General features: G+C 42.7%; 13 protein-coding genes. 12 read left to right on the top strand and 1 reads right to left on the bottom strand.

Annotated elements, in window-relative coordinates; translation table 11 throughout:
- The coding region (locus BLR42_RS03555; protein WP_278289124.1) for a shikimate kinase at positions 1-180 on the bottom strand (180 nt) is incomplete at its 3' end.
- A 360-nt stretch (positions 181-540) separates the two neighbouring features.
- Here BLR42_RS03555 and BLR42_RS03550 point away from each other — a divergent pair.
- From BLR42_RS03550 to BLR42_RS03495, 12 genes are all read left to right on the top strand, one after another.
- Positions 541-906: a hypothetical protein gene (locus tag BLR42_RS03550; RefSeq protein ID WP_091866700.1), complete on the top strand. Its 366-nt coding sequence runs from the start codon at positions 541-543 to the stop codon at positions 904-906.
- Positions 907-939: 33 nt separating this feature from the next.
- Positions 940-2,658, top strand: a complete 1,719-nt coding sequence (locus tag BLR42_RS03545) for a GspE/PulE family protein (protein WP_091866698.1) — start codon at positions 940-942, stop codon at positions 2,656-2,658.
- 11 nt (positions 2,659-2,669) lie between these two features.
- Positions 2,670-3,722 (top strand): type IV pilus twitching motility protein PilT, encoded by a 1,053-nt coding sequence (locus BLR42_RS03540; protein WP_242879170.1) that lies wholly within the window; start codon positions 2,670-2,672, stop codon positions 3,720-3,722.
- Between the two features lie 15 nt (positions 3,723-3,737).
- Positions 3,738-4,961, top strand: a complete 1,224-nt coding sequence (locus BLR42_RS03535) for a type II secretion system F family protein (RefSeq protein ID WP_091866696.1) — start codon at positions 3,738-3,740, stop codon at positions 4,959-4,961.
- Between the two features lies 1 nt (position 4,962).
- Positions 4,963-5,754, top strand: a complete 792-nt coding sequence (locus tag BLR42_RS03530) for a prepilin peptidase (protein WP_091866694.1) — start codon at positions 4,963-4,965, stop codon at positions 5,752-5,754.
- Positions 5,755-5,767: 13 nt separating this feature from the next.
- Positions 5,768-7,336: a pilus assembly protein PilM gene (pilM, locus tag BLR42_RS03525; protein ID WP_091866692.1), complete on the top strand. Its 1,569-nt coding sequence runs from the start codon at positions 5,768-5,770 to the stop codon at positions 7,334-7,336.
- A 4-nt stretch (positions 7,337-7,340) separates the two neighbouring features.
- Positions 7,341-7,937: a hypothetical protein gene (locus tag BLR42_RS03520; protein WP_091866690.1), complete on the top strand. Its 597-nt coding sequence runs from the start codon at positions 7,341-7,343 to the stop codon at positions 7,935-7,937.
- Positions 7,934-8,581, top strand: a complete 648-nt coding sequence (locus BLR42_RS03515; RefSeq protein ID WP_091866688.1) for a hypothetical protein — start codon at positions 7,934-7,936, stop codon at positions 8,579-8,581. The genes BLR42_RS03520 and BLR42_RS03515 overlap by 4 nt, the downstream gene beginning before the upstream one ends.
- Positions 8,582-8,594: 13 nt before the next feature.
- Entirely contained in the window at positions 8,595-8,822 is a 228-nt protein-coding gene (locus BLR42_RS03510) for a hypothetical protein (RefSeq protein ID WP_091866686.1), read from the top strand.
- A gap of 15 nt (positions 8,823-8,837) precedes the next feature.
- Positions 8,838-9,416 carry a hypothetical protein gene (locus BLR42_RS03505; protein ID WP_091866684.1) on the top strand — a complete coding sequence of 193 codons (579 nt, stop codon included), beginning with the start codon at positions 8,838-8,840 and terminating at the stop codon, positions 9,414-9,416.
- A gap of 59 nt (positions 9,417-9,475) precedes the next feature.
- Positions 9,476-20,560: a SpaA isopeptide-forming pilin-related protein gene (locus BLR42_RS03500; RefSeq protein ID WP_091866682.1), complete on the top strand. Its 11,085-nt coding sequence runs from the start codon at positions 9,476-9,478 to the stop codon at positions 20,558-20,560.
- Positions 20,561-20,697: 137 nt separating this feature from the next.
- On the top strand, positions 20,698-21,315 hold the full coding sequence (locus tag BLR42_RS03495) for a peptidoglycan recognition protein family protein (protein WP_091866680.1): 618 nt from the start codon (positions 20,698-20,700) through the stop codon (positions 21,313-21,315).
- The last annotated feature ends 74 nt before the right edge of the window (positions 21,316-21,389 follow it).

Raw genomic sequence — 21,389 nt, 5'->3', positions numbered from 1 at the left:
GCTTCTTTTATAGTCGCGCTCTTTAAGTATGCCTGTGTTGACAAATTCCTCAAGAGTAATTCCAAATGCTTTTTTTACTTCGTCATCAAGATCATAGAAATCAAATCCAAGGTTGTTGGCAAGCACTTTGCCAGTAGAGCTTTTGCCTATATTTGATATGCCAAATAAAAGAATGTTCATAAAAACCGCCTTTCTTAACATATTATAGCATATTCCATTAGATTACACTATACATAAAATACAAAATATTGACAAAAAAATACCGCATGCCACAAGGGCTTGCGGATGATTTATAATCTATTCAACTTCTGAACTCGGGAGGTGTTGCGGAGGTTATGGATAACCCGCTTATTAAGAAATATCAGCATATTCAGTATGCAAATATGTTTGATAAGATTGAGCCTGCCTGGTTTGAAATAAATCATAAATAATAAAGATTTGCTTTATACAAGATATATTTTTATAGTTAATGAAAAAGTGATATAATATATACGGAATATATTCAATTTGTCGCTTTGTATCATACACAGGACGATGCTTATGAATAGGATCAAAGATAGCAAAGGAATAGCGCGTACAGTAGCACTTTTTGCACTTATTGCACTGGTGCTTATCACGATAATTGCTATTAGGATCGTTCGCATTAAGGCTGAAGAAACCAAGAGGAATATGGATGATACAATAGTTGTCTCTGCGGAGAGAGAAGCGCTGATCAATTATCTTCAGGATGATTCTCTTACGGACACTGTGGCGATATTTGATATTGATACGAAAAAGTTCATAGAACCTGCACAAGCTAAGCTGACGATTGAACCCTATGGTAATTCTAAAGAAAACCTGGGGAAATATCTTCAAATAAAATTTGGAAAAGATCATAGTATCTCTTCTAAATGGGTTGCGCCTTAACACTTTTTGATTTGGTTATACCAGGAGGGGGATATGCCAAAGAAGAGAATAGGTGACCTGCTTATTGAGCGAGGTCTGATTACTGAAAAAGAGCTTCAGTATGCTTTGGATATCCAGAAGCAGACACACGAGAAGCTCGGTGAAGTATTAATGAACAACAAAATAGTTACTCCGGACAATATCGCAAAGACACTTGCGGTTCAGCTCGAAGTAGACTATATAGACCTGGGAACAGTAAACATTCCGCAGGAGATGGCGAAGCTTGTGCTTAGAAACACAGCTAAGCAGAACCACCTTGTTCCGGTCCAAAGACAGGGGGACACACTCTTTGTAGCAATGGATGACCCCTTGAATTACTATGCTCTTGATGACGTGCGAAAAGCAACCAATCTTAAGATTGTGCCGCTTATTGCGACCAATGAAGCGGTTGAGAGAGCGATCAATACCCTGTACGGCAATGAGAACGCCAAGCAGGCGATTGCCGATTATAAGAAAGAGCTTGGAATCCAGGATAAGGAGACAGAAACATCACTCTCCAATTTTGATTTCGTAATAACATCTAATGCAATCAGTGGTGATGGGGAAGGTGCGCCTGTCATCCGTCTGGTCAATTCGATCATTGAGCGTGCTGTAGCTGAGCGCGCGTCAGATATTCACTTAGAACCCAGAGAACAACATATGGATGTCCGTATGCGTATTGATGGCATACTAAGGGATATTCTCAAAGTGCCGAAGGACGTAACCGTATCGGTTATCGCCCGTATTAAAACCATGTCCGGAATGGACGTCGCAGAAAAAAGAATTCCTCAGGATGGCAGATTCGCAGTCAGCGTTCTTGGCAAAAGCATTGATATGCGTGTATCCACGCTTCCGATTGCGTGGGGTGAAAAGATAGTTTGCCGTCTTCTTGATAAATCCAACACTGAAATTGATAGAGAAATGCTGGGACTGAGCCCGGAAGATACGGAAAAATACGAAAAGCTCATCCATTACAGAAATGGTGTATTACTTCTCGTAGGACCTACAGGATCAGGTAAAACTACGACCATGTACGCGATGTTAAACGAGCTGAATACCAGAGATGTCAATCTGGTAACACTGGAGGATCCTATCGAGTATAACCTTGAAGGATTAAACCAGGTACAGGTTAATGCGAAGACAAATATGAGCTTTGCAAACGGTCTTAGAGCAATCCTTCGTCAGGATCCGGATATAGTATCCGTAGGTGAGATACGTGACGGAGAGACAGCGGAGATAGCCTTGAGGGCAGCGCTCACCGGACGTTTCGTTATGAGTACAATTCATACCAATGATGCGATTGGCGCAATTGACAGACTTGAGGATATCGGCATAGAGCCCTATCTGATCTCAGCAACCTTAAGAGGCGTTATTTCGCAGAGACTGGTAAGGCGTGTTTGTCCGTATTGTGCAGAGGAATACGACCCTCAACAGGAAGAGATAGAGAAGCTTGGCGTGAAAATCGAGCCCGGCACCAAGTTTAAATTCGGAAGGGGTTGCCAGCACTGCTTCAATACAGGTTACTCAGGACGAATCGGCGTTTTCGAGATCATGATGATAACTCCGGAAGTAAGAGAACTCATCTATTCAAAAGCCGGAAGAGGCGAGATTGAAAAGGCGCTAAAAAAGGAGGGTACAGGTTTCGTATCTCTGAGGGAAGCCGGAGCCAGACTGGTTATTGACGGAGTGACAACCACCTACGAAGTAATGCGTGTAGTTAATGAAAATGATTGAGGTACATGCCTATGATGACGATTGAAGAACTGGTAACAAAGGCAAAAGCTGACGGAGCATCCGATATACATGTTATTTGCGGCCTTCCTCCGAAATACAGAGTAGGCGGAGACCTCGAAAATATGGCAGATATGCCGGTCACTAAGGAAGAATGTCTGAGTCTGGCAAAAAGGCTTGCAGGATCGGAAGAAGCCTTCGAGGAACTGATGACAACAGGTGAGCTTGATGCTGCTGATACCTTCGCAGATAACAGATGCAGAATACATCTTTTTAAGCAGCAGGGAGTACCTTCTCTTGCACTCAGAATCCTTTCGGAACATATTCCTGAGCTTTCAACGCTGGGACTTCCACTGGCAGTTCTGGATCTTCCCAAGCTCCATAAGGGAATAGTACTTGTAACCGGTGAAACAGGTTCCGGTAAGTCAACGACACTTGCTGCAATACTGGATAATATCAACCATCATTACAGAAGACATATTGTCACGCTGGAAGACCCGGTGGAGTACATGTATAAGCCCGATCTGTGTGCGATAAATCAAAGAGAAGTCGGTAAAGATACACAGAGTTTTGCAATGGGCCTTAGAGCATCCCTTCGAGAGGATCCCAACGTAATCCTCATAGGTGAGATGCGTGACAGGGATACGATAGAAACAGCTATAACAGCTGCAGAGACAGGCCATCTTGTGTTCGGAACGCTTCATACAGGAAGTGCTGCCGATTCCATAGACCGTATGGTGCAGGTATTCCCGGAGGCTGCGCAGCAGCAGATAAGGCTTCAGCTGTCAATGGTACTGCAGGCTGTTCTTACGCAGCAGCTTATTCAGAAAAAGGGCGGTGGAAGAGCCCTTGCTTCCGAGTACATGATAGTAACCGATGCCATCAGAAATCTTATAAGAACAGGCAATACTCCTCAGATAGCAAATGCGGTTGCTACGAGCGCCGAGCTTGGAGGTCAGACCATGGATCAGTCAATCATAATGCTCGTAAGAAAAGGGCTTATAACAAGGGAAAATGCATTGCATTATGCTGTAAACAAAGATTTTGTTACCAGAAACATGAATTAGTGTTAGAGGGGAAACATGAACAGCTATAAATACACGGCGCTTACGTCCTCAGGTGAGAAAATTGATGGGATGCTTGAAGCAATTGATCAGCTTGAAGCTACGGCAAAGATTAGGCAGCAGTACGATGTCATAGTCTCCATAAAAGAGATACATGATAAAAGTATCGAACTGCCGGAATTTCTGGGAGCTGATATCGGCGGAAAGAAGCTGGATCCCAAAGCCTTTACTATGATGTGCAGCCAGTTTGCAACCATTCTTTCGGCAGGAATACCGATATCGAGGACTGTAAAGCTCATAAGGGATAAAACTACAAATAAGTCTCTTAAAAACATGCTTACTAAAGTCTTTGAAGACGTTGAAGCAGGAAGAGCGCTGTCTGCAGCCTTTAATGAGCATGGTGGAGATATGCTTCCGGCTACCTTTTGTGAAACACTCAGGGCCGGTGAAGAGGCAGGTGACCTTGCCGGATCCTTTGACTCTATATACAAACACTTCGACAAGCAGACGAAGATGGGAGCAAAGGTCAGAAGTGCTATGGCATATCCCTTATTTGTGCTTTGCGTAGCTGTAGTGGTTGTAATGATTCTTATGGTAAAAGTAGTGCCGACATTTACTGCGATATTTGAGGAACTTGATACTGAGCTTCCGTTGATAACAAGGGCACTTATCGGAATATCCAACTTTTTCAGCAAGTATATTTTGGTGATAGTAATAGTTATTGCCGTGATAATAATTGGCGTTTTGTTATTTAAAAGGACTCCCTCCGGTGCAAGGAAGATGTCGGAGATACAGCTAAAACTTCCTGTTCTTGGGAATATAGCAGAGCTTAATGCGGCAAGTCTTTTTGCAAATACAATGGCTACAATGATAGGCTCAGGTCTTCCTGTAACCAAGTCCGTAAGTATTACTTCAAGAGTTATGACCAATGAAGTATACAAGCAAGAGATAGCCAACATGGTAGGAAAAATAGAGGAAGGACGGACGGTAGTTGATTCCATGCGTGATAGCGGAGTTATGCCGGATATCCTAACAGACATGGTGGGTGTCGGAGAAGAGACCGGTGAGATGAAACACACCATGGACGTAGTTGCAAAATACTATGACAGCGAACTGGAACAGGCAGTTGCAAAAGCAATAGCGATGCTTGAACCTGCGCTGCTTATCTTCATAGCTGTTGTAGCCGGATTTATAGTAATAGCAATTTATATGGCAATGTTTACGATGTATCAGGGGATGTGATTTGGCAGAGCATATATATTACTTGGTATGCATATCTGTATTTGGATTGTTTTTTGGATCCTTTTTGAATTGCATGTCCATGAGAATTGTAAGAAAAGAGGATTTTGTAAAAGGAAGAAGCCACTGCATGAATTGCGGGCATGAGCTTTACGCACTTGATCTGATACCGGTTCTTAGCTTTGTAATAAGCGGAGGAAAATGCAGATATTGCGGAAAGAAGATATCGATAAGGTATCCGCTTACGGAGCTTACGTTTATGATCTTGTCCGCAATACTGTTTTTGCACACAGGTCCAGATTGGATTTTATTTTGCAAAGAATGGATCCTTGTCGGTTGTCTGTTTTCAATCGCCATGGTGGATCTGGAGTCATTCGAGATTCCGGATATGCTTATTGTGACGGCACTTATTAGCTGGATAGGCTTTTCAATACTTGAGCTTATACTTGGCATATGCAGTATTAAGTACATTGTGTTCAGGCTTCTTGCAGGTTTCATCTTAGGGGCATCGACACTGATCATAAGCCTTGTGATGGACAGGATCCTTAAAAAGGACAGTCTTGGAGGCGGAGATATTAAGCTCTTTGCGCTACTTGGATTATATCTTGGCCTTGCAGGCTCCTATGAACTAATAATTTTGTCCTGCATTTTGGGACTTATATTTGCATTTTTAAGAAAAGCAATTGTTCCGGAGGCATCAAAGGAGTTTCCCTTTGGACCTTCGATAGCAATGGCGGCATATATAGTACTAATCATTGGAGATACCATAACATCCTGGTACTTTAAGCTGTTATGAGAGGGGAGAACTGATGGCAAACAATCAGGGCATATTAGGAATAAGTGTTTCACATGGAATACTGGCAATGACCTTGATGAAAGGCGATATAATACGCAAATCTTTCTGGGAAGAGATACCCTCAAATATTGTTGAGGATAATAAAATCCTTTCACAGAACCTTTTTGCCGAATTCCTTAAGGAGCAGATGAAGGATAAAGGAATTAAGTGCAAAAATGCTGCGTATGTAATTGCGGACAACGATATTTTTGTTCGTAAGATTTCCATGCCAAGCATCGATGATGAACAGCTGCGCTATAACATTCCCTATGAGTTTAAGGACTTTATCAAGGGAGAGCTGAACCAGTACGTATTCGATTATGTAAAAAGAAAAAATCCGGATAATGAAGATAATCTGAAAGTGGATCTTCTTGCATATGCAGTTCCTTTAGAGCTTCTTAATAGCCTTAGAGAAACACTTAAAATGGCGGGACTCAGGCTTGTAAAGGCGCTTCCCGAGACCTCGGTATATGAAGCAATGCTGGGTGCCCTGGGTGACGAGGAAGAGGTCACAAAGGAAAGGTGCTTTTTGGATATTGGACGCCGCGTCATAAGAATGATGATATTTAAAAACGGCGAATTTAAGCTCTCCCATACGATTGACATCGGGGAGAATGCAATAATTCAGGCACTTGCTGATGATATGAATGTCGATTCCCACCTGGCTCTTACTTATCTTAGGCAGAATTATAACGATTGTAACCAGATGGATGCCGCAGTAAATGCATATAAAGATATTTCCATAGAGATCATGAAGGGACTGAATTTCTATGAAATGTCGGATATGACATCGAGGCTTGGCGAGGCGGTTATATGTGGTACCGGTGCTCTGACGGAGCCGCTGGTAGAGATGCTCAAAAAGCGTATCGATAAAAACGTTCAGACTATGGATGAGCTGTATCCTAAGTACAGCAAGGATAAAACAATAAATGTAACCTACAGCTCGGTCGGAATACTTTTAAGCGATGCTTTGGGAGTAGAGACCAATAGCAACTTGGCGGCTGCGGGTACAAAGAAAAAGAAAAACATTTGGGCAATACTTGGAGTAATAGCAGCGGCAATACTTGTTCTGGCGGTAGTCTTTAAGTTTACATTGCTGGATAAGATAAACCTTCTTCTGATAGAAAGGAGCAGGGCAGCTGCCTTGCAGGAGCAGGTATCCGGTATAAGTTCCCTTATTGATGGTGCGGGAGATCTGCAAAATGAGTATTACCATTACACCTGGGATACGATGAACGCTGAAGAGCGAAGCAGAATAAGCAGAGTTGATGCGGCACAGCTTGTCGATCTTATAGGACACCAGAATATGAAGGTCACCTATATGGATCTTGTGAAGGGTGTAATGACAATTAACTTAAAAGCAAAGAGCCTGGAGGCTGTCAGCAAGCTGACGATGGAGATCAATGATCAGGAAATAGTTGAAAGCTGTTCGGTTGTATCTGCCCAAACCATCGAAGATGATGATAGGACGGAAGAAATTGAGTCAGGGGTAGATGCTGAAATAAAAGTGCATTTGGTAACAGAGTCTTCTGAAGAGGAATAAAAAAGTGAATATACTGAATAGAGCTTTTACGAAAACTGAAAAGATACTTCTGGTATTGTTGTTTCTTGTGATTATTGCAGCATCTTATTATCTGTTTGTCCTGACTCCGATTGAGAATGCGATTACTTCTTCCAAGCAGGAACAAAACGCACTTACTACGGAGCTTGCTGCAACAAAGAACAAGATTGACAGTATGCAGGCCATGACAGAGGATATCGAGGCAAATAAGAATTCTAAGCTGAGCTATCTGCCAAGTTACAACGCAGGAAAGCAGGAACTTGATTTCCTCCATGACACTCTTGACAGGACACAGGATTATACAGTGAGATTTACAAATCTTACGAGAGAAGGTGACCTGATAAGAAGAGAGTGGGAGATGAGTTTTACTGTAAACAGCTTTGCTGCTGCAGAGAAAATAATAGAGAAGCTTGAGGGATCTGAAAACAGATGCCTAATAAATGACATGGTGGTAACACCAAGGCAGCTTGGAACAAATTTAAATGACGATGAAGTGACAGTAAGGCTTACCGGAACATTTTATGAAACCATGCATGACGGAACTCCCGACAAGGAGCTTCCTGAGGATTCGCTTAAAGAATGAAATTATTGGAATTACTTAGAAAAAAGAATAATGACCGAGGAGCTTCCATTGTGGTGGCACTCGTTGTATTCATAATCTGTTCTTTTATTTCGCTCGCAATCGTAAATTCAGCATTTTTAAATGCGAGAAGGACTGTTGAGGAGAAGAAAGAAGAGATCGCGTATGCGGCAACAACCAAGGCTATGGATCTGATTCGCGAGTGCATAGAGAGTGATGCCACTTACAGATATGAAGAGGGAGTTAGTGCTTCGCTTACGCCGGCAACGGGCGAACCAATAATAAAGGGATTCAAGGATGAGCTCGGAGAGACTGTAAAAACTATGGCAGAATCGGTAGCGGGTAGCGGCGCTAAGACAAGCAAGGATATAACCTTTGTAAGTGACGGAGTTAATGATAAATTGCATGGAACGCTCAAGGGAAGAATAACCATGTATCCGAGCTATACGATTAGCGTGGATGTCTGGATAGATGGCGGAGATGTGGATTATCCCCTGACACTTACGATTCCCGGATCATCGGAACTTGTGAAGGAAGATGTATATGGTACAAAAACCGATACGGGAAGCTATACAACAAAAGATGTGAAGTATATCTCCTGGTCCAAGACCGGAATGTACGTAACCGGAAAGAAACTGGATTCATAAAGGTAAAGATCACATGCAGGGTACTATCAGAAAAAAGCTGAATAATAAAGGAGAATCACTGGCGGAGACACTGGTGGCACTCTTAATTGCGGCTTTGGCACTGATGATGCTGCCCGGTGCGATAGCAGCAGCAACACGCGCAGATCTGGCCGCCAGGGAAGAATCTGTGTATTACGAAGATTCCGGTTCAAGTACGGGATATGACAACGGAGTTAGTGTTGACAGTTTCACAATAAATTAGTTAGTAGTTTGCAGGATGAGAGCTATAAAAGGACTGATCGGACAAATTCATAAAAAGGTAAAGAAAAGCGGCAGCAAAGGTTTTTCGCTGGCGGAGATGCTGTTTGCGGTTTTGATACTGCTCCTTGCGTCGCAGCTGATTGCAGAGTCGATGAGACTTGCATCGGCACACTATAAAAGTTATACCAATATCGCTCATGCACAGATGATAATGTCCACGCTTACGGATTTTGTCAGATCTGAGATCACGACAGCAAGTGAAATAGATGATACAAACGGAATTACATTTTTGGACGGAAGCGGCCTTATTGGCGGGCGATGCAAGATTGTGGATGGGGATACGCTGTATCTGCAAAGCATAAAGGAACCTGACAGAAAGTATTATCCGATAGTGGGTATGGAAGGTTCGGGTCCGCATGATTATGCAGAGGAGCTTAAGTTAGATATAACATTTCAAAAGGAAGGAACGGGGCCAACGGATACGGATCCATATTGGAGATTTAACTTAAGCATTAAAATAGCCGATAAAAAAGGTAAAGAATTGGCTAAAGGTAATTATGATATCGAAGTACCCGGAGAGGTAAAAGATAACTAGACTTACGGCTTTTCTTTAGCAATAAATAGATTTTCAGAGGGGTGAAAAAAGTAAATATTATGAATAGTACCAAAAAAGGCAGAAACAGAGCCACATCGGGGTTCAGTATCGCAGAATTATTAATAGCTGTCGGTATACTGCTGATTTTATTGGCAGTAGGAGTTATTGCGGGCAGAACAATAATATTGAATGTTAGACAGTCTCACAGTGATAAAAGGGCGCAGGCTGTCTATTATGCTGCGCAAAGCAGAATGATGGAGCTCTTTGTAACTTCGGAAAAAACCGAGGCAGAAATCCAGCAAAACGGCAAAACTGTAACCGTATCGGTTGTAGATGAGCTTTACAACGGTAATACATTTTCGTATGGCGGTAAAGACCTTGCCTATGTTACTTCAGATGATGCTGGCAATATAGTGTTTGAGGACAAAAGTCTTTCGACAATGCTTGGCGGCAGCGGTTTAATCATTGAGTATGATCCCCTTAGTCTTGACGTATATTCTGTCATAATATGTGACAATTTTGGGAAGGCCGGAACTTCTCTGGCAGGACTCACAGCTCAGGGTGAGGGAGCATCCGTTCGCGGATCCGCGCAGGACAGAATCAGGGACTACAAGGGTTATGTTGGTTATTATGCCGAGGGAAATGCAAATGTCCTGGGCGCAAAAGTAGATGGCGGTCTTCAGGCAGGCGCATGGATTGTCAACGGACGAGATCTCCTTGGTATAGTAAAGATTACAGTCGACAAAGAAACGAAAGACAAACTGACAAATCTTTCCTTTAAGCTCACTGTAAGAGGACCGGAGTCCTCCGGGCAGTATGCGGAGCTCGATCTTTCTGCACAGGATATAGTCTGGCAGAATTATCAGGGCGGACCGGACAATAACTACCTTGATATGACAGGCAGTGCAGTAGGCGCCGGACAGCGTTATACCACCCATAGCGGAGAACTTGATTCAGCGTGGTTTGGGGATGTCACAGCATCAAACGAGACCTATGGTCTCATCGGATATATAAAATTAGATTCACTTGATAAGGATTATCATTTTAAAGATCTGCTTGCATCAGCAACTGCCACAAGTAATTCTGTTGGTACAATCAGTCCCGGAAATGATATAAGCCTGTCTTTCAAGGTATGGGATTCTGATTCAGCTGAGGGCATATCAGAGCAGACAAGAAGTGCAAGTGCTGTTTCCAATATTGAGAACAGTCTGTTTGCTGATTTTGATGAGATAGGTTCCTGCAGCGCCGCAGAGATTATTTATCCCAGGCATCTCCAGAATCTTGATTATGAATATTCAGAAGTTACAGCTGCGGCTGCTGACGGTGCATCCGGCGGTAACTCAGGTATTGCTGCTGTTTTGGAGGAAGATATTGACTGGGATGAGACCGCGAATCTGTTTAATGGAGCGGTCAGAAACTTCACCCCGATTTCCAATGACGAACTTATTTCATTTACAGGTGAGAGATTTACGGGGACATCGCTGCCTACAGACACAGAGCTCCAGGCTTTAATTATTACTTCAGCTGACAGCGTTGATCCGGACAGGGCAGTCGAAACCGATAATGGTAAAGATACTCCCACAGACAATAAATATCACGTAATAGAAGGCTTACATGTAGATACAGCTGACACAACGTATCCAATAGTCGGTACAGATAAAAATGCAGGCCTTTTTGGCGACCAATCAAATGCTGTTATTGCAAATCTGGTTATAAGGGATTTTGCAATCACAAATACTGCTGCAGACAGTGCAACAGGCATGCTTGCAGGAAAGCTTACAGGAGCAACTGTCAAAAATGTATTTGCATATAACAGAACTGTAGAAGGCGCAGAGCCTGGAGCTGATACCAGAATTCTTACAGGTGCAGGAAGCACAGGCGGACTGATAGGATCCCTTGAAGGCGGCCTTGTTGATGCATGCGTTGTCAAAAATATTGAAGTGAGCTCAACCGCAGATGCGGGCGGATTCGCAGGAGCAATGAATGGTAGCGAAGTTCGAAACGTGCTCGTATATAACGAAGCGGCATATGACAACAACATTATTATAAACGGCACCGGAAACGCCGGCGGTTTTATAGGCAAAACCGAAGGCGGAAGCGTAACCGGATGCGGTACTGCGATGTATGTTGAGGGTGGTACGTCAGCCGGAGGATTTATCGGTAATTCGAGCGGAACTACCATAGACTGCTGCTACGCAGGAGGACATACTTCAGATGGCGGTAAGTACGGCAATGCGGAGGATCATGCAACTCCCGGAAGAATAAATGTGCTTGCAAGCGGTGACGCAGGCGGCTTTATCGGATTATCAGGCGGTGACACCATAACTAACAGCTATTCGACCTGCTCTGCAAAGGGATCGACAAGAGGTGGCTTTATTGGCAATTCTTCAGGTGGAAGTGCCACTAATTGCTATGCAACCGGAATGGTAGTATTTGAAGGAGATTCTGCGGGCGTTGCTGCAGGCGGATTTATCGGAAGCGGCTCGATTACTTCCTCCGGAGATTACTACTTCGAGATCATCAACAGGGTTGATGATGAATACGTTCTGGGAATAGGCGGAACTGATGAAAATCCTGATGGAATCAAGGCACTTGATAGTGTAAAGGAAGCAGATGATATTCCTGACACATCAGCTTATACCTACAATAATAGTGTGATGGTTTCACAGACTCAGTATGCTGCAAGAAAAGAGCATACTCAGAAATATGATGATGGTCTTCCGAGTGATTTTGCCATGAAATTTGTTTATGAACTGGCAAACGGGGATGCTGCGTATGATGATACAGGTGATCCGCTGTTCTTTGTATACGAACATCACGGTGACTGGCCAAGACCTGAGACCAATATCCAAAATAGTGTAAGTAATAACCTGGGAGCATTTAATAAGACAAATAATGGCGGTGAGATACCGTCTCCTTATGATGCAATCACTGCAAGAGCAAGTGATCTGAATAGTCCCTGGTATGTCAGAACATTGGCAGAAGCAGTAATAACAGAGCCGATAGCAGATGAATCTATCATAGATGAACCCATAATGGGAGTTTCGGAAGAGGTACTGGGAAGCCCTGAGGACGTTCCGTATATTGAACCTGAGGCTGCTAATGAGCCTGAATATGTCGAAGAACCCGTTCAGGAACCCGAAGAGCCTGAATATTACGAGGAACCGGCTCAGGAAGAGTATCAGGAAGAACCTGCTGCTGAGGAACAGCCTGAGGAGAATGCAGCAGAGCAGGAATCCTATCCGGAAGCGGAGGAAAGCAGTTACTCAGAGGCAGAAGAACAACCTTCAGAAGAGCCGGTCTATGAAGAAGAACAGGCTCCTGAGCAAAATGAAGGTGCAGAAAGCAGTGAAAATGTTGCACCTGAAGAGGAGCAGGCTCCGGCAGAAGAAGTCCCGGCTGAGAATACTGAAGAGACAGAAAACACAGAAAACACTGAAAATATTGAAAATACAGAAAATACGGAAAATACTGAGGGAGTTACGGAAGAACCTGTAGAGGATACAAAAGAGACTGAGGAAGAAGAGGAAAAAGAAGAAAAGGAGAAAGAAGAGGAAGAAGAGGAAGAGACTTACGGAGAATATTCACTTGAAGATGAAGAGCACGGCATAACCATTCATTTTGGCGCCGATGCTAAAATTCCAAAGGGAGCAGAGGTTCAGATTGTTGATATAGTTCAGGATAGCGAAGACTATGACTATGATCAGCTTACTTCTGATGCAGCAGAGGCCGTGGAATTGTCGCCCGAAGAGGTTGCAAGCTTTAAGGCTATCGACATCAGCATAATGAAGGATGGCAAGGAGATTCAGCCCCAGGCACCCGTATATGTCGAGATTAAGGCAGAAAAGCTTTATCCCAATAATGAGCTGTTTGTTGATGATGTGATATCCGCGGTTCACATGGATGAGGATGAGCCTCAGGTAATTGAGGCCTCCGTAACTAACGAAACTTTAGAGGAAGAGCAGACAGAGGAAAATCCTGCCACGAATGAAGCTGCTGACACAGTAGGTTTTGAGACAGAAGGATTCTCGGTTTATATACTGGTTCAGCCGCTTTTACAGAAGCAGGTTAAGGCATCAGATGGAAATGTATATGAAATAACAGTTGACTATGATAATGCTTCCGGAATTCCTGCAGGTGCAGAGCTTGTTGTAGAAGAGATAGCTGAAGGCTCCGAGGAGTATCAGAACTATATGGAAGAGTGTGTAGGTGAACTCGATTCCTCTGACGAGGATATCTGGTTTGCACATGCTTTTGATATCTATTTCCTTGATCCTGAGACTGAAGAGCACTACCAGCCCTCTAAGGATGTTTCGGTGTCTGTACAGCTTATGCAGGATGACGTGAATGAAGACAGAGAGATGTCTGTTGTTCATTTCGGAGATGAGACGGAAGTTGTAGACTGTGAAGTCCATGAAGAGACCTTGACATTCAATTCAGGAAGCTTTTCTGTATACGTGGTAATCGGACATACCGGTGAAGATGAAGTTAAGACACCCAGAGTTGAGTTCCACTTTATAGATCAGGATAATACCGATCTCGGAAGTGGGCTGTTCTCTGCTGCTCCTTATGTATTTGAGAATAAAGTTGGAACCAACCAGACAACAGAGATAATAAAGAACGGAGAAACACTTGAACCCATTAAGAATCCTCCGAATAAGCAGATTGTTGATGGTTCCGGAACAGTTGTAGAGGAGAAGTATTTCTTCGGTTGGTACATTGTTAACTTTGATTCCGAGAATGCAGGACAGATTACATATTCCTGGAGTGATGATCCGGATCAGGTAGTATTTGAAAAGCCAATTACAATCACACCTCCTACAAACGGCCTTGTTGGAGATAATGTAACATGGACCATAAATGGGGTGTCAGGTACCGGAATCCTCGAAGATGATGGATGCTGCCATGTATATCTTGTGCCAATTTATGAGGATTACTATTTTGTAAACTTCCATATAGGTGCAAAGGAAGATACAACTCTTAGAGACAGCCTGCTTGTCCGCAGGTTTGTTGTTCTTGGTAGTGATGAAAGTGTAACCATTCGTATCGGTGATGTACAGGCTACAAGTACTGATCCGACCAGAAAGGTTTTCGCCGGATGGGAGACTATTAATCCGGGTTATACAACTAAGACTTGCTACTATTCGGTTGATGCTACTACCGGAGAGGAAATTGACAGCCCCGGAAGTACCTCCGGATATTATGTGACTTTTAATAAAACCGATTTTACAAATAAGAGTTTGGATCTGTATCCTGTCTTTGCTGAAGCAAGATGGATTAATTTTAATACCGGTAAAAGCAGTAATAATGCAAAATACATACCTTCACAGTATATCCTTACCACCGATTCGGAAAACAGCTATTATATTTCTTCTTTACCGGATAGTACCGAAGCAGTAAGAAGTGGTTATAATTTCATGGGCTGGTATGCAAATGCCACGCTTGACGCTAATGGTGATATCACAAATATTGGCAGTGGTGCGATACAAATATCTAATCCTGACGGATCGCTCATTGATCAGACAGGATATGCTGCGGATGGAACAACCGTAATTTATAAAATTGAGGGAGGAAAGCTCTACCTGTACAAGGAGCTTGACGCTCTTACTTTGTATGCTCGGTGGCAGGAATACCCGGATACCACATATACAGTTATTATATGGAAGCAGAAAATAACTGACAGTAAAACTGCGACAGCAGCCCAAAAGACATACGATTACGGCGACTCCTTTACCAATGTTGCCGGTATATCATCAAGTACACTGGATCAGCTGGATCTGGCAGCATATAAGGCATACAGCGGTGGCAGCTACACAGGATTCCATTATGCAAGATGTGCTATGAGTACGGACAAGCTTGCCAGTGATGGAACTACGGTTATCAATGTCTATTATGACCGTGACCTGATGGTTATTAACTTTGTAAATCATCCAAGCGAAACAACAAATTACAGTTATACAGAGACTAATAATACTACAGGTGAACTCTATGGATATGTAGATGGGAATTATTATCAATTAACCAGAGGCAGTAGTTATACAGAGACACAATGGTATTTCATGTATGTTTACACTGCTTCCAATTCGGGGGGATATAGACTTTACACACCGACCGAAACATATGTTACTCTTAATACTGTGGGTAATAATTATCAGAGATACAATAGAAGTGATGGTAGCCCTGCCAATAATCCGTATGACGGAACCCGATATACCAGACGCGGAGGCAACTATGCAAATTATAGATATACACCCACTACGGCGACTACGGGAACTCAGTACGGTCTTGACCAGAATGGCGGATATGCAGAATTAGCAAGTACAAGTACTACGTATTACAACTGGACATATACCGATGGTCAGGGCACACATAATTATGAAGGTAAGCGTTATACAAGATCTTCTACTTCGAGTTTGCAGTGGACAGGATTGTATGGGCAGACGTTTGCTCAAAACGGATATAGCTGGGATGATGTAGCTGCATATTCTTGGAATGAGCAAAGTGGTGGTGGTGGAACTACTCAGACTATGCTGAATGCTTTCACCCAGACGGCTAATCCGTATAATCTTTACCTTAATGGCAGTTCAGGATCAAATGAAATCCGTCATTACCGACAACAGCTGGATAAAACTTATAGCCAGACCGATGTTGTAATTGCACACAGTACACAGTCACCAACCAATTTTAACTTTAATAATAAGTTTGATGGATTTACGGTTACAGCATACTCAACAAATGGTGAGGGGTTTGTATCAGGAGGAGGTACACACACTGTTACACCTGAGCAAAGGGTAAATAATTTAACGTTACCGTTCTATGTTTACCATACCAGAAATTCATACACACTTACGATGGATGTAAACTATCCGAACGATGTAGGTCTTTCATTCCCTACCGCACCAAGTACAAACAAGTATTATTCTGTTCTTTATGAAGAGTCGTTTAGTAGATTTTCCAGTACCGGAAGTGATTACTTTGCGCCGAATGTACCGAATAACTATAAGTTTGATGGCTGGTATGAGGATAAAACAGGGACAACACCGTTTGACTTTACACAGACTATGCCGGCAGCTAATAAGATAATATATGCTAAGTGGTCGCCCTTGAAGTATAGGATAATGGTTGATCCAAATGGCGGAGAGATTGACCATATTGATCACGGTGTATACAATGGTTGGTATCAGGGCTATGCGAATATTCATCCGTTCAGAGCTGATAATTCAGGATACAATAGAAGTCAGGCAACCTATATAAATGCGACTTATGGGACACTGATCAGCGAATATACTGTTGAACGAAATTATGTTCCTATAAGTGATGCAGCAGCTGCAACTTACACGGGTACGATATATCGTTATATCAACACTCAATATAATGGTAATGATGGTAGCGGACTTCCCAGTGACTTGAGAAATGCGATATATGTTACGGAAGCAGAAATAGATTCGTACTATCAGTTCTATGATGAATGGACTGTGGCAAATAGAGATGCCGGCTATACACCAGATGTAAATGTTTTAGGAAGGGATGCATGGGAAAACTTATATGTTTCTACTCAGAAATATAGGGAAAAGTATCCGGGAGAAAATTATAAATTCCTTGGATGGTATAAAGAGGGCGAAAGCATGCCCAATGATTTCTCGAAGCCTGTAAGTGGACCTTATAAATTAGTTGCAGCCTGGAGACTTGATGGTGGATATACTGTAGAGTATGATCCACAATTTACAATTCAGAGTGGCGGATCCAGTGTGATTATCAATGGTAATCTTGTTCTGTGGAGAGATCCGGAAATAACGGATTCAAACTATGCGGATGGTGCCGAAACAGAAATTCTTCAGCAACCTACGGGAATTACTGCCAATGGAAGTCAGACTGACGAGTATATTTTTAGAGGCTGGAGACTGGTCAATAAAACGGTAGGTCCGGGTGGTGCCATTGAATATACACCGATTGAGAGTAATGTTTTCTATGATCCCGGTGACAAGTTTACAATCAGGGCTGATTATGCAGATAGTGCCGGAAAAATCTATATGCAGGCTTATTACGAGGAGAGAGACGCTTCTTATAGAAGGCCTAATGTAGCAAATCTTACCCTTGATGCTAATACCGGATTCATAACTCTAGATGGTGGTACTACAGAGCTTGATACCAATACAGATCTTACAAGTACATGGAACGGAATAGGAACGGTTTCTGCTACAGTAACCACTCCTACCGGTGACACTGAGCTTGTAGAATTTGGCAATATTCAGTCAAGCGCGGAGATAGACCTTCATAAGTATGCGACTGATCTTCAGGAGGATGCTGCAGGTAATGCTCTGACAGATTCTAAAAATTACTTCGCGCATGAAAACGGATATTTCCTGCTGGGATTCGACGATAGCAGCGATGAAGGTGACTTTATAGCAAGCTATCCTGCTGATGCTGTGATTGCAGTTCAGAGAACGGATGCAAAAACCATATATGCGGTTTGGGAGCCATTGGTTTACCTTAACTTTGTAAATGATACAAATGTTGGGGATGTGACATTTGGTCTTAGTTCGCCTGACATTTCAGCGCTTCAGGTTATAAATGTCAAGAATGGAATATATGATCGTACTCCGATTACGGATATCAATCATATCACGGTAAGAGAGGGCGAAACTCTAAAACTTGCGATACCTTACGGTGCAGGAAAGAATATTAACATAACCGGAACGGATGAACTCGGTTATGGAACAATGCTGCTGTGGGAAAGCGATGCAGCTGTTAATCCGTCTATGGGATTTGTTGAAAACGGTGAGGACTTCTCATTTACGGAGACTCCTATAGTGGATCCTACCGGAATAACAGTAACCTTTACATCCAAGCAGCATGACAGGACCATAGTTCTTCATGACAATTACGGTGATGATGACACACATGAAGTATATCTCTCATTAACCGATGTGAGTACGATACTCCCGACCACTAATACCAGACTTGGATATCAGTTTATGGGTTGGGCGCGCACACCTGATGCGCAAACAGCAGAGTTCACAGCTGCAAATGATTATGAGATCACTGATCTGAATGCCTTCTTTGAAACCGAGATAATCAAGGAACTGTATGCCGTATGGGAAGCACGTGCCGAAGCACAGACAGTATATGTATACAAAAATGTACCAAGTCCGGGAGATCAGAATAAGAGCTTTATATTCAGGGTATCATTTGACGGAAGCTGCAGACGAACCAATATCGGAGGCGGGACGATTAATATTCCGGAACAATATACAACTGTTTCGCTGAAGCACGGAGAGTATATAAAGATCTTTTCAGAGAAGTATATTGGTAGTACTAGCTGGGTAGTATTTGGAACACATCCATATGTGAAATCCACAATAACAAAGTATAATTCTGCCGGTTTACAGGTTGGATCAGCACAAACTCTTGAATGGGAATATAATGGTAATGTCGAAGTAAACTATAACGACGGAGAGCTTAATTTTGAAGTTGTTGAGACTGATTACACAGGCGATTACTATGACACAACAGCTGAGGTTGCAGCAGAACTTACACAAGGCTCTATCATACCTACAGACAGAATGATAGAATGGCATGACTCCGATGCCGGTGGTACTGTAATCTATACCAACGAGAGGCAGACTATCGATGTCAAGGTTGAGAAAGAGCTGATAACCGACAGCGCTAATCCTCCTGTAACGAATTTCAACTTCACAGCATATTACACACTTAACGATGACGATTACAGACTGGATGATTTCAGTGTTACAAGTGGATCCTATTCATACATAAGAAAAGTTCCTGTAGGTTCAAAACTTGTAATAACAGAGACGAAGCTGGATGATTATGAGACGGAGGTAGAAATATCTTCATCTACAGCTGCTCTTGTTGGAACTTTCGACGAGGTAGAGAATTCGTTCACTTTTGACGTTACGAAGCAGGATGACACTACAGTTACGTTCACCAATACTCTTAAGTCGTTTGTGGTGACATTCTACAAGGTGGATGGCAATAAGGATCCCGGTGTTGAGGCCTTCTTCACACTGGCGAAGGATACCAGTACTCTGGGAACGCTGCTTTATCCTGATCAGACCACAGGTGTATTCTATCCGCGTCCGAATGCAGTGAATCCCGAGATGTATGTTGGAGAATATACACTTACGGAGACATGGGTAGAGCCAGGATTCATGCTGCTGGAGGATGATATTATTATCACCATATCCGGAAAAGACGACGGAACAATTACATCCAATAATACTGCAAATGTAAAGATCGAAGAGGAAGTTGTAAACGGTGTCAAGGAGTTCAGTATTTATATCATCAACTCAAATGGCGCAGAAGTAACCTTCAAGAAGATTGATGGTTACGGAAAGGCACTGAAGAACGAAGGGGATTCTTCCGAAGCAAGGTTTGCACTCTATAAGACATATGATGATGCACTTAATGCAGTGGTGACAGATGCCGATGAAGGAACAACCTTTGATGAGGATGATGATAAGATTGAGAAGGTAACAATCACTACCGGAACCGGATCAAATGAGGTGAAGGAGCAGAAGGCATACGCTACTCAGGATGATGAGGGTGAGGTAAAATTCGAAATTCCTGCAGGCACCTACTATATGAAGGAAGTCAAGGCTCCTGATAATTACACATTTGACTGCACTAAGTACGTGGATCTCGGAGATGGGCCGGCAGCAGGAGACGACGATGCAAAGCCGTGCATTTACAGGATTGTGGTAGGAAGTGAAGCAGCTACTGATGCTGGTATAACATTGGCGGTTGATGAAGAGTTCAGGATCCAAAGAATGAAGGATGCTACCCACGTGGACGATACTCTTGATGTTAAGGAGTATGGCATCATGAATATATCAAAGAAGCACGAGAGAATAATCCTTAAGAAGGAATCCACCGATGGATCACCTCTTGAGGGAGCAACCTTTGATATCATCAGACCTGACAGATCTTATTACAGAAAGAACCTGTCATCAGGCGCAGCAGGAGGTCTGAACATTTCCGATCTGCCATACGGATACTACTATCTGTATGAGAGTGCTGCACCTTCAGGATATGTAGGATCAGGTAAGTACTATAAGCTTACTATTGATGAAAACGGAAAGACATTATCCGCAGCAGCTGATTCAATAGAAGCACTTGAAGAATAATCAATCATAGCTAGTCCTTATAAAGGGTCTGACGACTTGAGCGTCAGGCCCTTTTTTCGCAATTAATTAAAGTACTGCAGGGATTGTAGTATAATCTCATGTAGCGGTAAGGTATGAAAAAAGGGGAGTATTAAAAGATGAGCAAAAGAAGAAGGCCCGGAAGAAAAAAGCAAAAAGCGCGTACAGTTATTTTGCTGATCGAATTAATCGTAGTAGTAATACTCGGTTTCATAGTATACAAAACTTTCAAACCGATTGATTATGTGAAGTATGCGGAAATGGTAGAGATTCCGGAATGGATTGATGTTCAGCTGATAGATGAGGGTAATCCCTCGAGAAACGGTCTTTTACTGGATGGAATAAATGATATTGTAATCCACTATGTTGGTAATCCGGGAACAACAGCGCAGCAGAACAGGGATTTTTTCAATCACGAGGATTCCGATGTCTGCTCTCATTTTGTTGTGGGAATGGAAGGTGAGATCATTATGTGTCTTCCCTTGAATGAGAGATCTGCAGCAAGTAACGACAGAAACCATGATACCATCTCCATTGAGGTGAGTCATCCCGACGATACCGGAAAGTTCACGGACGCTTCCTATGAATCACTTTTAAAGCTTACTAGATGGCTCATGAAGGAATTCGGACTAAAGAAAAATCATGTTATCAGACATTACGATGTTACCGGTAAGGAGTGTCCCAGATACTTTGTAACTCATGAGGATGCATGGGAAAAGTTTAGGGAAGACCTATAAAATTTTCATCGGGGATTCCGTTGTTGAGAGCGTTGGCACCAAGAAGAAGGATATTTTATAATTTCTTAATTGTC

The organism is Butyrivibrio sp. INlla16 (assembly GCF_900104155.1).
GTDB lineage: Bacteria > Bacillota > Clostridia > Lachnospirales > Lachnospiraceae > Butyrivibrio.
This window is presented reverse-complemented; position numbering and strand designations above follow the sequence as displayed.

Coding starts and splice junctions, on each gene's coding strand:
- BLR42_RS03550 (WP_091866700.1), top strand. CDS start 541: ATGAATAGGATCAAAGATAGCAAAGGAATAGCGCGTACAGTAGCACTT.
- BLR42_RS03545 (WP_091866698.1), top strand. CDS start 940: ATGCCAAAGAAGAGAATAGGTGACCTGCTTATTGAGCGAGGTCTGATT.
- BLR42_RS03540 (WP_242879170.1), top strand. CDS start 2,670: ATGATGACGATTGAAGAACTGGTAACAAAGGCAAAAGCTGACGGAGCA.
- BLR42_RS03535 (WP_091866696.1), top strand. CDS start 3,738: ATGAACAGCTATAAATACACGGCGCTTACGTCCTCAGGTGAGAAAATT.
- pilM (WP_091866692.1), top strand. CDS start 5,768: ATGGCAAACAATCAGGGCATATTAGGAATAAGTGTTTCACATGGAATA.
- BLR42_RS03515 (WP_091866688.1), top strand. CDS start 7,934: ATGAAATTATTGGAATTACTTAGAAAAAAGAATAATGACCGAGGAGCT.
- BLR42_RS03510 (WP_091866686.1), top strand. CDS start 8,595: ATGCAGGGTACTATCAGAAAAAAGCTGAATAATAAAGGAGAATCACTG.
- BLR42_RS03505 (WP_091866684.1), top strand. CDS start 8,838: ATGAGAGCTATAAAAGGACTGATCGGACAAATTCATAAAAAGGTAAAG.
- BLR42_RS03500 (WP_091866682.1), top strand. CDS start 9,476: ATGAATAGTACCAAAAAAGGCAGAAACAGAGCCACATCGGGGTTCAGT.
- BLR42_RS03495 (WP_091866680.1), top strand. CDS start 20,698: ATGAGCAAAAGAAGAAGGCCCGGAAGAAAAAAGCAAAAAGCGCGTACA.